The organism is Kitasatospora sp. NPDC004240, assembly GCF_053603215.1.
In genome coordinates this window covers 1-13,116 of record NZ_JBSGFD010000098.1, presented here as the reverse complement: position 1 = coordinate 13,116, position 13,116 = coordinate 1, and the positions used below count along the sequence as shown (strand labels likewise).

Below are 13,116 nucleotides of genomic sequence, written 5' to 3'. Positions count from 1 at the left end.
ACCGTCGGGAAAGCCCCGAGGGGGCGCGGCCAGACCCCGGCCGCGCCCCCTCGGTCCGCCGTCGTCACGGCTTGATGCGCACCACCTGCGGGTCGTGGTCGCTCGCCTGCACCGCGAACTCGCTGTTGATGTGGACGATGTCGTACTTCGCCCAGCCGATCTCCGGGCTGACCAGGATGTGGTCCAGCACCTGCGAGTTGCCCTGGTAGACGTACGAGTACTGCTCCTTCTCCGGCAGCTCGTTCACCAGCGAGCGCAGCACGCCGCCCTTGGTGAGCGCGCCGATCGCGGGCGAGAACTGGTAGTCGTTGAAGTCGCCCAGGGAGACGATCTTCGCCTCCTTGTCGGCCGCCAGCAGCTTCGCCACGAAGGCCTGCTCCACCTCGGCCTGCTTGATCCGCTGCGCCTCGGAGCTGCGCACCGGCTCCTGGAAGCGGCTGTCGATGCCGTGGTCGCCGCCCTTGCTGTTGAAGTGGTTGGCGATGACGAAGACCTTCTTGCCGCGGAAGGAGAACTGGCCCACCAGCGGCTTGCGGCTGTTCGCCCAGGCCTCGTTCGCCGGGTCGATCCGGCCGGGCGAGGCGGTCAGCGCGGCGGCCGCGCCGGTGCCGGTGACGTCCACGGCGGTGGTCGCCGAACCGCCCGGGATGTCGGTGAAGGACACCCGCGCCGGGTTGAACAGGAACACCTGGCGGATGTTGCCGCCCGGCTCGCCGCCGTCCTTGCCGTTCTCCGGGTCCACCGAGCGCCAGTCGTACGCCGGACCGCCGGCCGCCTTGATCGCGGCGATGAACTTGGCCACCGTCGCGGAGGCGTCCACCGTGCCGTCGTTCTTCGGGCCGTTGTTGTCCTGGATCTCCTCCAGGGCGATGACGTCGGGCGCGCGCAGGTTGGTCACCACGGCCTGGGCCAGCTCGGCGAACTTGCCGTCCGGGTCCGCCGGGTCGAGGTTCTCCACGTTGTACGTGGCGATGCTCAGCTCGCGCTCACCGGCCGGGGCGGTCACCTCGCGCTGCAGGTGGTTGTCCTGCAGGGTGCCCATCTGCTCGGCGACCAGCGTGTAGCCGCCGTACTGGTTGTAGTCCATCGGGCCGGTGGTGGTGCCGGTCAGCACGTCACCCACGTTGGCCTCGGGGAACGGCTGCTGCGCCAGCGGCGCCAGCTGCTGGATCTTCAGCCGGCCCACGTTCGGCTCGGCGTACGACTCGTACAGCACACCGCCGCGCCTGCTCTTCTGGTCCTGCTTGTCGGCGGCCACCCACAGCTCGTTGTGCGCGGTCGCCTGGATCACCCGGGCGTCCTTGACCTGGACGTTCATGCCCTCCAGGGACTCGAAGAAGTCCAGGGTGTACGTCTCCGGGGCCAGCGTGAGGCCCTCGATGGTGGTGGCGCCCGCCGGTACCTGCGGGGAGTAGCGGCCCGGGATGTTGCGGGTGTCGACGACGACCGGCGCGGGCACCGGGTTGCCCGAGGAGACCACGGTGACGGCCGGGTTGGTCAGCTGGGTCAGCGACTGCGAACCGCCGTTGAAGTTCGGGTAGTACTCCGTCACCTTGCCGGTGACCAGCACCGAGTCGCCGACCTTGACGGTCGGGTTGGCGCCGCCGGTGTAGACGAACAGGCCCTCGCTGGTCGCCGGGTCCGCGTCCGGGTTCGGGTCCTGGATCCAGAAGCCCTTCGAGCCGAACGTCCGCACGCCGGTGACGATGCCGGGCACGCCCGGGATGGTCTTGCCGGTGCGCGGCGACAGCCGGGTGGAGCCCTGGATGTCGTGGATGCGCACGCTGCCCGGCTCGGTCGGGCCGGTCGGGGTGGAGCCCTCGGCGACCTCGCCCTTGCTGTTGGTCGGGGTCGGCGCGCCGGCGGTCAGGTCGGCGGCGTTGTCGTCGGTGTCCGCCAGGTTGGCACGGCGGGCCACCGAGGCGGTGTTGGACGCCCCGGCCACCGGGCCGGAACCCTCCCGGACCACCGCGGTGCCGTAGCCCACCAGGTCCCGCACCCGCGGGTCGGCGGCGCAGTCCGCCGCGGTCTTGCAGGTCAGCGGGTCGGTGCCGTGCACCAGCGCGACGGTGCCGCTGGTGCCGGAGAGCGCCAGCGAGCCGGCCGCGTCCACGGTCGGCAGGTCCACCGTGCCGCCGGCGCCCGCCGCCGCGCCCACCAGGAAGCGACCGCCCGGCGCCACCGTCCCGGTCAGCGGGGTCACGCCCCACTGGGAGTTCGCCCCCGGCGTGCCGGATATGTACTGCACGCTCCAGCCGTCCAGGCCGAAGGCGGCGCCGCCCCGGTTGGCCAGCTCGACGAAGTCGTTCTTCAGGGCCGCCCCCGAGTTGCCGCCACCGCCGTACACCTCGGCGAGGACCACGTCGGCCGACGGCGCGGCGACCGCCCCCGGCAGCGGGACGAGCACCAGCGAGACGGCCAGCGAGGCCGGGAGCACGGTCGCGCGCAGCAGCGCCCGGCGCGAGCGGGAACGGGTGCGGTTGCGGGGATCGGTGGTGGTGGTCACCGGGCAGGACTCCTTGGTCCGCCGCATCACCCGACGGTGACACGGCATTCGGGGGTGGCACGACCGCCCGGCGGACGTGGGGCCGCCGGACCCGTGCGGGGTGAGGGTGGGTCAGGTAGGCGCTCACCGCGCGCTACCCGCGTAGAAATCGGCGCGAGGAGCTGGACCGCCCCCCGCAGCCGACAAGATACGCGCGTAGAAAATGACACGACAAGTCCCCGGCGGTTAACTTTCGGTACCACTGACGGGGCGTGAGGTGATCAGGACGCGGAGTCGTCGCATCGCGATCGCACGACGGCGGGATTCGCCCGGGAAAAGTCCGTATCGGTGCGTTCCGTCCCGGGAATCCGCTCCCGGGACGGGACGATCCGCCCGGTCACCGCCCTGTCCCCGCCCGGCACCCCGCACCGCCGGCGGGCGGGGACGGGATTGCCGCGACCCCTCGGCGGAACGGGATGATCAGGGCCGGGAATCCCCGGGAATCCCGCACCGCATTTCCCCTGAATCACCGTCGGCCCACCGGAACGGCCCGGCCGCGGATACCGCGGGACGGGAATTGCCGCGAGCGACGGACGTGTCTCCCGGTGTTCCGGCCCGGGATTCCCTCACGGTCCGTGAAAACACCTTCGTGCACCGCTCGATGAACGGCCGCCGCTTCGGATCGTCCGCCGCCTTCACGACCGCCGGTCCCCTCCGGACTGCCTGATCTTCGCCTTGCCGGTCGCCCTGGCGTCCTGGTCGACGTCGGCCCGGTGGGCCGCGGGGCCGCTCCCGCCGCCGGCGGACTGGTCGATCTCGGCCTCGTCGGCGGCCACGGCCCGCTGGCGCACCTGCCGCCGCGGGGCCGCCCCGCCACCCGCCGCCTGCCCCGCCCACCAGCCGCCCGCCGCCAGGACCGCCGCCGCGGCGACCGCCGCGAAGCCGGCGAGGACGCCCCATCCGGCGTCACCCTTCGGCAGCCACCCGGGGTCGGCGGCGCGTCCGGCCGACACCACCACCACGAAGGTGACCAGCGAGCTCAGGGCCGCGACCACCCAGCGTGCCTTGGCCGACGTCATCCGCCCCACCTCCCGACCCGCGCCGCCCGCCGTGGACGGCCCGCCCGCACCCTACCCACCGGACGGCCGGGCGCACGCCGCCCGGAGCGGTCCTGTTGCGAGGCCGTTGCATGGCGCGATGACGGCACGAAGATCAATCGGGACGCCATGGTTGACGGTCCGTCGGATCGGAGCCGACCCCGCTGCGCCGCCTTCGGCCCGGCCTCGAACCGGCCGGCCGCGTCCAGCCGTTCCATCGGCGCCGCCGTCCGCCGGCGGACCGTCCGCACGGGGGCGCCGAGGCGCTCGGCCGCCGCGTCGTCGGTGCAGCCGGTGGGGAGCAGGCGCAGCGGTTCGCGTTCACCGGCGCCGAGGCCGGTGGGCCGGGTGGACCCGCGGTACCGAGCCGACGTCCCACCGATGAGGGACCGGAGGAGGACGCGGGAGAGGCCGGCCCGGGGGTGCGCCCCCGGACCGGCCTCTCCTCGTGCGTACGCGGGATCCGTCCTACTCGGACTCGGCCAGCGCGGCCGGCCGGGCCAGCGCCGCCGTCCACTTCTCCTCGACCTTGGCGAGCTTCCAGTAGCCGACCGCCGCCGCCCAGGTGACCACGAACAGGCCGACGATGGCGTAGCCGACGTACTCCAGGTCCAGCTCGCCGATCCAGGCGACCGGCCCGCTGGTGATCTCCAGCTTCTCGCCGAGCAGCCCGATCAGCTCGACCGAGCCGATGACCAGCGCCACCAGCACCGAGAGCCCGGTGACGGTCAGGTTGTAGTACACCTTGCGGACCGGCTTGGACAGCGCCCACTCGTAGGCGAAGTTCATGAACGAGCCGTCGATCGTGTCCAGCAGGCTCATCCCGGCCGCGAACAGCACCGGCAGCACCAGCAGGGCGTACCAGGGCAGCTGGAAGGCCGCCGCGCCGCCGGCCAGCACCAGCAGGGACACCTCGGTGGCGGTGTCGAAGCCCAGGCCGAACAGCAGGCCGACCGGGTACATGTGCCAGGGCTTGGTGACCGCCCTGGTCACCCGGCCGAGGATCCGGTTGAGGAAGCCGCGCTTGTCGAGCTGGGCCTCCAGCTCCGCCTCGTCGAACTCGCCCTGGCGCATCCGGCGGAAGACCTTGAGGATGCCGTTGAAGGCGCCCAGGTTGATCAGGCCGATCAGCAGCAGGAAGGTCCCCGAGACGGTGACGCCGATCAGGCCGGTGGCCTCGTGCAGGGTGGAGTCGTCCGACTCGACCTGCCCGGCCAGCGACTGGATGCCGAAGGCGAGCAGCGCGCAGAGGCCGAAGACGATGGACGAGTGGCCGAGCGAGAACCAGAACCCGACCGAGAGCGGGCGCTTGCCCTGGCCCATCAGCTTGCGGGTGGTGTTGTCGATGGCGGCGATGTGGTCCGCGTCGAAGGCGTGCCGCATGCCGAGGGTGTAGGCGGTCAGACCCATGCCGGCGCCGAACACCTGGCCGCCGACGTCGTAGTGCTCGGGCGCGATCACCGCGAGCAGCGTGAACCAGCCGATCACGTGCAGCGCGAGGATGAAACCGCCCATACCGGCCAGGCGGATCCACTCGTCGCGGGTGAGCCGGTCGCGCCATCTGACGGGCGTGGCGGCCTCGGCGGGGCTGGACATCCTGGTGTCCTTTCGGGGGAGACGGGCTGAGCCGGGCCATCTTTCCCCCGTCGCGTACGTACTTGCAAGTCATGCGCAATTACAAGGCTGTCACTGCCAGGTGTGCGAATCCGTTCCGCGGTCTCCGGGGCTCCGGGGCCGGCGGGGTCCGGGCGGGCCCCGCGGGTCACGGCTCGGGAGGAAATCGACGGGTTCGTCCCCTACTGTCGGATTGCCGACCACCGCGCGGTACGGGCACCCCTGCGCCGCCCGTACCGCGCACCGCCCCGGGACCCCGCTGGGAGCCGCCATGTCGTCGCCCGCACCCCTGTCGCCCGCACCCCTGTCACCCACGTCCCCCTCACCCCTGCCGTCCGCGCCCCTGCCGTACCGCACCACGCGGGAGGACCTGCGCGTCCCCCTCCCCGACGGCACCGAGCTGGCCGCCCGGCTCTGGCGCCCGGTGACCGACGAGCCCGTCCCCGTCCTGGTCGAGTACTCCCCCGACCGCCTCGGCGACCGCACCGCCGCCGACGACGCCCGCCGCCACCCCTGGTACGCGGGCCACGGCTACGCCTGCGCCCGGGTCGACGTCCGCGGCCACGGCAACTCCGACGGCGTCGCCGGCGACTTCGAACAGGCCCTGGAGGACGGCACCGAGGTCGTCCGCCACCTCGCCGCCCGCCCCTGGTGCGACGGCCGGGCCGGCCTGCTCGGCCACGGCTGGGCCGGCGACACCGCCCTGCTGCTCGCCGCCCGCCTCCCCGGGACCGTCCGGGCCGTGGTCGCCGCCTGCCCCACCCCGCCCGGCCACCGGCTCGGCGGCGCCCTCCTCGCCGAGGACCTGCACACCCGCACCGCCGCCGACCTCGCCGCCGCGGCCCTCCCGCCCGACCCGCTGCACGTCGGCGACGCCTGGCGCACCCGCTGGCTGGAACGCCTCGACGCCCTGGAGCCCGCCACCCCGGCCGCCGCCTCGGCCTCCGCCAGCGCCGTCCCCACCCTCGTCGTCAGCGGCTGGGGCGATCCGTCCTGCTCCGCCGTCCTGCGGCTGCTCGCCGAACCCGCCACCCACGGCGTGATCGGCCCCTGGCCGCACGGCCTGCCCGACGAGGTGCTGCCCGAGACGCTGCGCTGGTTCGACCACTGGCTGCGCGACATGGACACCGGTGTGCTCAAGGAGCCCGTCCTACGGGCCCGCCTCGGCGGACGCTGGATCGCCGAGGACAGCTGGCCCTCCCCCGACGTCCGCGAGATCCACTACGGCCTCGACGGCCCGCTGCGCACCGCCGGCACCGCCTCCGAGGACCGCTGGGTCCACGTCCGCTCCCCCCAGCACACCGGCCTCGCCGCCGGCGCGTACACCCCGCACGGCAGCGCCGCCGACCTGCCGCCCGACCAGCGCGAGGAGGACGGCCGCTCGGTCTGCTTCGACTCCGCCCCGCTGCCCGAGCCGGTGGAGATCCTCGGCGCGCCCGCCGTCCTGCTGCGGCTCGCCGCCGTCCCCGGCCTGGTCGCCGCCCGGCTCTGCGACGTCGCCCCGGACGGCACCTCCACCCTGGTCACCCGCGGCGTGCTGCGCCCCACCACCACCGAGACCGCCGTCGAGCTCGCCGCCGCCGGCCACAGCTTCCCGGCCGGCCACCGGCTGAGGCTGGCGCTCTCCTCCGCGTACTGGCCCTGGGTCTGGCCCGCCGCCGAGCCCACCGGCTACGACGTCGACCCGTCCCACGGCACGCTCACCCTCCCCGTACGCCACCTCGCCGCCGGCGGCGACGCCCCGCCGTACGCGCCGGCCGCCCCCGAGCTGCCGCCGCCGCCCGCGATCCACCTCACCGAACCCCTCACCGCCCGCCCCGAGCGGCTCACCGTCCACGACCTGGCCCGCCACGAGTGGCGCACCGAACTCGGCCCCGCCACCGACGGCACCCGCACCCACCCCGACGGCCTGGTCCGCGACGAGCACACCGTCACCGCCCACCGCGTCCTCGCCGGCGACCCGCTCAGCGCCGAGACCCGCACCGACCGCACCGTCCGCCTCGAACGCCCCGACATCGGCTGGGACGTCACCGTCCACACCCGCACCGAACTCCGCTGCGACGCCACCCACCTGACCGTCCACACCCGCCTCACCGCCCTCGAAGCCGGCACCCCCGTCCGCACCCGCGAGTGGCACCACCGGATCCCCCGCGAAGAGGCCTGACCCTCCGGCCGCCGCGAGGCACCGGACGTACCGCCCGACCCGACATCCGAGCTAGTGTGGATGTCATGACTGCGGCCTACGAGGACGTCCCCTTCAGCGAGCTGCTCCACCGGCCCGCCGCGACCACACGCAGACTCGACGCGGTCCGCGCGCTGCGACTGCGCAGACGCGACGCGGGCGACCTCGCCCTGATGCGGGTCGACCAGTTGGAACAGGACGCCACGGTCGTCGACTTCACCGCACGGCTGCTCGCCGGGCTGGTCCGCACCGAGAACACCGCCGCCCTGCGCGCCGCCCTGCCCGAGGCCCTGCCCTGGGTGACGTTCCTCCCCCCGGACGACATCGACACGCTGCTCGCCGAACTGGTGGACACCGCACGCGGCGCGGCCGCCCTGGACAACCTCGCCCCGCTCGCGACCCTGCTCACCCAGTGGCGCCACAGCGCCGAGATCCACGCCGATCCGGCCCTCCACGCGCTTCTCACCCGCGAGCCCGACGCCGACCTCGGACCGGCCCCGGTCCCCGAGGAGGCCGGATGAGCCCCAAGCGCGGGGACCGGGCGGCTCCCCCTGCGGTCGACACCGAGTTCGACCTCCGCTTCGCGACCACGGAAGCCGCCGACGGGTGGGAGCAGCTGAGCCGCCACGCCGCCAGCAACCTGCGGCGGGCCTTCGAGGCGATCCGCACCGCACCCCGCTCGACCGATCACCCCCACCGCCACCACCGCCTCAAGGGGGCGTTGGGCACCGGAGGCTTCAAGGGCCTGCAACTGGAGCGCCGGCAGTACGAGGTCACCGGCGGCGGACGCATCTGGCACCTCATCGACGACGTGAGTAGAACGGGCTGGATCGTCCACGCCGGCACCGGCCACCCCAGGCCGACCGACTAGCCCCCTCCCGGACTCGGCCCGCCACCCATCCGACGCCACCTCAACAGCACTGCCCGACAGTGCTGTTGAGGTGGCTTCTTCCGTGTGCGATGTCCCTTTCCGCACCGTCGGGTGCCACCGGAATCGATGGCGTGAATTCCGTCCGGACGATTGACCGTTTGAAGTGACCATGGCAGGTTCGTGCGGCGCGGGTGTCCGCGATCGGTCGTGCACCCGTGAATCCCCCACAAGGAGAGCCATGTTCAAGAGAGTTGTCGCCGTGGCCGGCGCGGGTGCGGTGGTCGCGGGTGCGCTGACCGCCATGGCGTCGCCGGCACAGGCGGCGGGGCAGGGTGCGACGGCGGTACGGGCCGCCGACCTGGCCTCGACCATCGCGCTGAGCAACTGTTCGGCCTCGCTGGTGCGTTACCCCTCGTCGGTGGAGACCGACCGGGCCCTGATGCTCACCAACGGGCACTGCCTGCCGACCATGCCGACGGCGGGTCAGGTGATCCAGAACGTCACCGCCAGCCGCAGCGGCACCCTGCTCAGCGCGTCCGGTTCCTCGCTCGGCACCGTGCAGGCGGACAAGATCCTGTACGCCACCATGACCGGCACCGACGTCGCCCTGTACCAGCTGAACGAGACCTTCTCCTCGATCAGCTCCAAGTACGGCGCCACCGCGCTGACCATCAGCGACGTCCGCCCCGCCGACGGCACCGCGATGTACATACCCTCCTCGTACTGGAAGCAGGTGTGGAACTGCTCGGTCAACGGGTTCGTCGACACCCTCCGCGAGGACCAGTGGACCTGGCGCGACGCGATCCGCTACAGCTCCGGCTGCAACACCACCCACGGGACCTCCGGTTCCCCGATCGTCGACACGGCCACCAAGAAGGTCATCGGCATCAACAACACCGGTAACGACGACGGCGCGATGTGCACGCTCAACAACCCGTGCGAGGTCGCCGCCGACGGCACCACCAAGGCCTACAAGGGCCAGAGCTACGGCGAGCAGACGTACTGGTTCACCACCTGCCTCGGCTCCGGCCGCGTCATCGACCTCAACGTCGCCGGCTGCCTGCTCACCAAGCCCGCCGGCACCGGCACCGTCACGGTCGCCAACCCCGGCAGCCAGACCACCACCGTGAACGGTTCGGTCAACCTGCAGATCCAGGCCACCGGCGGCACCGCGCCGCTGACCTACTCGGCCACCGGCCTGCCCGCCGGCCTGTCGATCAACGCCTCCACCGGCCTCATCACCGGCACCGCCACCACCGCGGCGACCTCCACCGTCACGGTCACCGTCCGCGACTCGGCGGGCCGCACCGGCACCACGTCCTTCGGCTGGACCGTCAGCGGCACCGGCGGCACCTGCACCCCGGCGCAACTGCTGGGCAACGCGGGCTTCGAGACCGGCAGCGCCTCGCCGTGGACCTCCTCCAGCGGCGTGGTGGACAACAGCTCCTCGCAGGCGCCGAAGAGCGGTTCGTGGAAGGCCTGGCTGAACGGCTACGGCTCGACCCACACCGACACCCTCCAGCAGACCGTCACCATCCCGGCCGGCTGCAAGGCGACGCTCTCCTTCTACCTGCACATCGACACCAACGAGTCCGGCTCCACGGTCTACGACAAGCTCAACGTCACGGTGAACGGCACCAGCCTGAAGACCTACTCCAACGCGGACGCGGCCTCCGGCTACCAGCTGCGCACCTTCGACCTCTCGGCCTACGCGGGCCAGAGCGTCACCCTGAAGTTCACCGGCACCGAGGACTCCTCGCTGCAGACGAGCTTCGTGATCGACGACACCGCGATCGCCACCAGCTGACGCTTGGGCGATGACCGAACGGGCCCCGGCGCGGGTGCGGGAGAAATCCGCTCGCGCCGGGGCCACCCGCCGCCTAATCTCGCCCGCGTGACCGACCGGCCGAGCATCCGCGCGCTGCGCACACCCGACGACTACCCCTCGCTGGCCCGTCTGTTGGGCACCTCGGCAGGTGAACTCGCCGCCCAGGACGCCGCATTGCCCAGGTCGAACGCCTTAGAGCTCGACGGGGAGCAGCAGTTGACCGGCCACGGGCGCGTCCGCCTGCTGGCCGTATCGGCCGGGGATGAGGCACTGGGCTTCGCCACCGCTTGGCGCGCACCGTGGACGCCGCCCGGCGATCTGGCCAGTACGGCGATCCTCGCCGAGGGGCAGCCGGACTCCCTGTACAGCGAGCTCGTCGGCGCGTTGGAGCAGTGGGCCACCTCGACCGGCGCCACCCGACTGCTCGGCGAGCTGCCCGACGACGAGCCCGGACGACTACGGCTGCTGCTGGAGCGCGGGCACGTGGTCGACGCCCACCTCCTGGGCGCCGAGACCGACCTCGTCGCCGGTGAGCCGCCCTCGCTCCCGGGCATCGCGCTCGGCACGCTCGCCACCGATCCGGCCCCGGACGCGGCAGCCCGGCTCCACGAGCTGTACCGGCTCACCCTGCCCGACAACCCCGGCTTCGTGGACGCCCTGCCCGACCTCGCCACCTGGCGCGCCGAGGTGCTCGACGGCCCGGCCTGCCGCCCGGACTGGGTGTTCACCGCCCACGCCGGGGCCGCCCTCGTCGGCGTCACCGCCGTCCAGCACACCGAGCAGCGGGACACCGCGTACGTCGACTACACCGCCGTCCACCCCGACTGGCGCGGCCGGGGGCTGGCCCGGGCCCTCAAGCTCACCGCCGCCCGCCGGCTCGCCGCTGCGGGCATCCGGCGCCTGCGCACCGAGGTCGAGGCGGGCAATGCCCCGATGCTGGCCGTGAACGCGGCCCTGGGATACCGCCTGCTCCCCGGCCACCGCAGGATGGTCCGCCTGCTGCAGCACCCTCGATAGAACTCGCGCCTACACGCCGCCCTCGATGAGCGTCCACCCCGAGGAGACGTTGGCGACCGGGCCGACGTTGGCGTAGGTGCCACCGCTCAGCGTCGAGGTCCAGGCGGTCCCGTCGCTCCGGTAGAAGAACACGCTGTCCGAGGTCCGGCCGGTGTCCTCCCAGATGCCGGTCGTACCGATCGTCTGGAAGCTGCCCACCCGGCCGTCGGTCGCCGAGGCCACCCGGGCCTGGAGCTGGGAGCCGTTCGGCGCCAGCGCCAGTGCCGTGTCCCTGGTGGCGACCAGGCTGCCCAGGGACGGCTCGCCCTGCCGGTCACCCACGTGCTGGTAGACGCCGTTCTGCAGGGTGCCGTAGCCCAGGTCGCCCGTGGCCTGGCCCTGGCCGGACGCGAACGCCATGGTGTCGCAGGAGCCGGCGATGCTGCCCCAGTTCACGGCGAAGTCGTCGTACTGCCGCACCTCCTGGTACACGCCACCCTTCAGGGTGCCGGTGCCGCCCTTGCCGGTGCCGGCCTGGTAGAAGAGCACCGAGTCACCCGTCGCCTCGACATCGCTCCACCCGGTCGAGAAGTCGTCGTAGGTCTGGACCCGGGTGTAGGTGCCGTTCGTGAAGGTGCCGGACTCACCGGTCCCGGTGTTCGCGTTGTACAGCAGCAGCGAGTCCCGGCTCGCGGCGGCGTGCGTGTACCCCGCCGGGAGCTGCCGCGCCGCGGTCTGCTGCCACTGCCCCGCCACCAGGGTCCCCGTCCCCGCCTGGCCGTTGTCGCTCCGGTAGAACAGCAGCGAGTCGTTCGGTGCGCTCTGGTTGCAGTACGTCGAGGCCGCCGTCGCCACCCCGGGAAGCTCCGTCCCGACCAGCAGGGCGGCCATCACGGACGCGGCCAGTGCGGCCACCAGGGACCTTCTCACGGTGTTCCCCTTCCGCTCGCTCCTCCGCCGACCCGTACGGCGGCTCGCCGTCAGGGTGGCAGGGCGGGCGTGACCGGGACGTGACCGGCGGGGACGTGACCGGCGGGCTCACGGCTCGGCGCAAGAAGTCGGCCGGTCCGACTTCCTGCGCACCGGCCGCCACGGCGGCGACCAGGCGACCACGCGAGGCTTCATCCGGATTCCCGCGCGGCTCTCAGAAGGATTCGAATTCCGGCTCTTCACCGGGGAATTCCACGAAGAACGAAACCCCGAACTCGCCGGAGAGCACCTTCACCAGGAACTCGACGACTCCGCCGTCGAAATACTCGAATCGGATCCCCCGTGATTCGTTGACCGCGATCGTCCAGGTGTCCGGCTCGTCCGGGCACTCGCGCACCCAGTAGACGATCTGACCGCTCTCGGTCCTGCAGACCGGCGTCAGCGACTCCACCGGATGCCGGGGCGGCCAGCCCTCGACGCCCTCGTTCGCCTTCGCCATGCTCCGCAGCGAGGAGCGCGCCGACTCGATCTGGGCTTCGAGGTCCAAGGACCTGTACGCGGACTCCGGCTGGACGACGGAGAGGAATTCGTCGAACGAGCCAGGACCGTACCGGCCGACCAACTCCTTGTAGTCGGCCGGCAGCCGGAATCCCAGACGGGCCTCCAGAGCCTCCCAGGAGACTGCGGCCCCGGGCGCCTCGTCGGGCGGGCAGAGGTCGATCAGACGGGCCAGGAATTCGGACACGAGCGGTCTCTCCAAAAAGGAAGGTCCGGATGAATCACGCGGAACAGGAAGGCCGGCTGCCGGGTGCGGGGCCCCTCCCCGTTCGACGGGGAGCTGTAGGACATGATCTCGTACGGCGACATGGTGACTCCTCCCCCTCATAAATGAGGGGGCTTCTCGCTAGCCCTTCCGGGCGTTGCGACGGACCAGCCCGGCCCGTAGAACGTTGGTGGCTCCGACTGTGTCAGCGTTGGCCGTGTGGCCGCAGGCGACGCAGTGGAACTTTTCCTGTGTGGGCCGGTTCTCCGGCGCGACGTGCCCGCATTCGGTGCAGGTGCGGGAGGTGTTGCGGGGGTCCACGGCGATCACCACTCGACCGGCGCTTTCAG

At 72.6% G+C, this 13,116-nt stretch carries 10 protein-coding genes and 2 pseudogenes; 6 read left to right on the top strand and 6 right to left on the bottom strand.

What is annotated here, in order from left to right:
• Positions 1–64: 64 nt before the first annotated feature.
• From ACWEQL_RS24850 to ACWEQL_RS24840, 3 genes are all read right to left on the bottom strand, one after another.
• Positions 65–2,452 carry a lamin tail domain-containing protein gene (locus tag ACWEQL_RS24850; RefSeq protein WP_452152532.1) on the bottom strand — a complete coding sequence of 796 codons (2,388 nt, stop codon included), beginning with the start codon at positions 2,450–2,452 and terminating at the stop codon, positions 65–67.
• A 728-nt stretch (positions 2,453–3,180) separates the two neighbouring features.
• Complete coding sequence (locus ACWEQL_RS24845) at positions 3,181–3,564, bottom strand: hypothetical protein (protein ID WP_452152514.1); 384 nt, start codon at positions 3,562–3,564, stop codon at positions 3,181–3,183.
• Positions 3,565–4,050: 486 nt separating this feature from the next.
• Positions 4,051–5,178, bottom strand: a complete 1,128-nt coding sequence (locus ACWEQL_RS24840; RefSeq protein WP_452152513.1) for a HoxN/HupN/NixA family nickel/cobalt transporter — start codon at positions 5,176–5,178, stop codon at positions 4,051–4,053.
• A 289-nt stretch (positions 5,179–5,467) separates the two neighbouring features.
• On the opposite strand from ACWEQL_RS24840, the gene ACWEQL_RS24835 reads away from it, so the two are divergent.
• The 6 genes and pseudogenes from ACWEQL_RS24835 to ACWEQL_RS24810 all read left to right on the top strand — a co-directional run bounded on the left by ACWEQL_RS24835 (position 5,468) and on the right by ACWEQL_RS24810 (position 11,094).
• Positions 5,468–7,360, top strand: coding sequence for a CocE/NonD family hydrolase (locus ACWEQL_RS24835; protein WP_452152512.1), 1,893 nt, complete (start codon positions 5,468–5,470; stop codon positions 7,358–7,360).
• A gap of 65 nt (positions 7,361–7,425) precedes the next feature.
• On the top strand, positions 7,426–7,899 hold the full coding sequence (locus tag ACWEQL_RS24830) for a hypothetical protein (RefSeq protein ID WP_452152511.1): 474 nt from the start codon (positions 7,426–7,428) through the stop codon (positions 7,897–7,899).
• Positions 7,896–8,249 (top strand): hypothetical protein, encoded by a 354-nt coding sequence (locus ACWEQL_RS24825; protein ID WP_452152510.1) that lies wholly within the window; start codon positions 7,896–7,898, stop codon positions 8,247–8,249. Before ACWEQL_RS24830 ends, ACWEQL_RS24825 begins: the two co-directional genes overlap by 4 nt.
• A 169-nt stretch (positions 8,250–8,418) precedes the next feature.
• Positions 8,419–9,126 (top strand): annotated as a pseudogene (locus ACWEQL_RS24820) (S1 family peptidase); the annotation flags it as partial.
• A 201-nt stretch (positions 9,127–9,327) separates the two neighbouring features.
• Positions 9,328–10,056, top strand: a pseudogene (locus ACWEQL_RS24815) (putative Ig domain-containing protein); the annotation flags it as partial.
• An 87-nt stretch (positions 10,057–10,143) separates the two neighbouring features.
• The gene (locus ACWEQL_RS24810; protein ID WP_452152509.1) at positions 10,144–11,094 is read left to right on the top strand and encodes a GNAT family N-acetyltransferase; all 951 of its coding nucleotides are present in this window, start codon (positions 10,144–10,146) and stop codon (positions 11,092–11,094) included.
• A 9-nt stretch (positions 11,095–11,103) separates the two neighbouring features.
• Here the strand turns inward: ACWEQL_RS24810 and ACWEQL_RS24805 are convergent, their stop codons facing one another.
• From ACWEQL_RS24805 to ACWEQL_RS24795, 3 genes are all read right to left on the bottom strand, one after another.
• Positions 11,104–12,003, bottom strand: a complete 900-nt coding sequence (locus ACWEQL_RS24805) for a hypothetical protein (RefSeq protein WP_452152508.1) — start codon at positions 12,001–12,003, stop codon at positions 11,104–11,106.
• 214 nt (positions 12,004–12,217) lie between these two features.
• Positions 12,218–12,748 (bottom strand): SMI1/KNR4 family protein, encoded by a 531-nt coding sequence (locus ACWEQL_RS24800; RefSeq protein WP_452152507.1) that lies wholly within the window; start codon positions 12,746–12,748, stop codon positions 12,218–12,220.
• Positions 12,749–12,907: 159 nt separating this feature from the next.
• The coding region (locus tag ACWEQL_RS24795) for a zinc ribbon domain-containing protein (protein ID WP_452152506.1) at positions 12,908–13,116 on the bottom strand (209 nt) is incomplete at its 5' end.

Coding starts and splice junctions, on each gene's coding strand:
- ACWEQL_RS24825 (WP_452152510.1), top strand. CDS start 7,896: ATGAGCCCCAAGCGCGGGGACCGGGCGGCTCCCCCTGCGGTCGACACC.
- ACWEQL_RS24840 (WP_452152513.1), bottom strand. CDS start 5,178: ATGTCCAGCCCCGCCGAGGCCGCCACGCCCGTCAGATGGCGCGACCGG.
- ACWEQL_RS24845 (WP_452152514.1), bottom strand. CDS start 3,564: ATGACGTCGGCCAAGGCACGCTGGGTGGTCGCGGCCCTGAGCTCGCTG.
- ACWEQL_RS24830 (WP_452152511.1), top strand. CDS start 7,426: ATGACTGCGGCCTACGAGGACGTCCCCTTCAGCGAGCTGCTCCACCGG.
- ACWEQL_RS24835 (WP_452152512.1), top strand. CDS start 5,468: ATGTCGTCGCCCGCACCCCTGTCGCCCGCACCCCTGTCACCCACGTCC.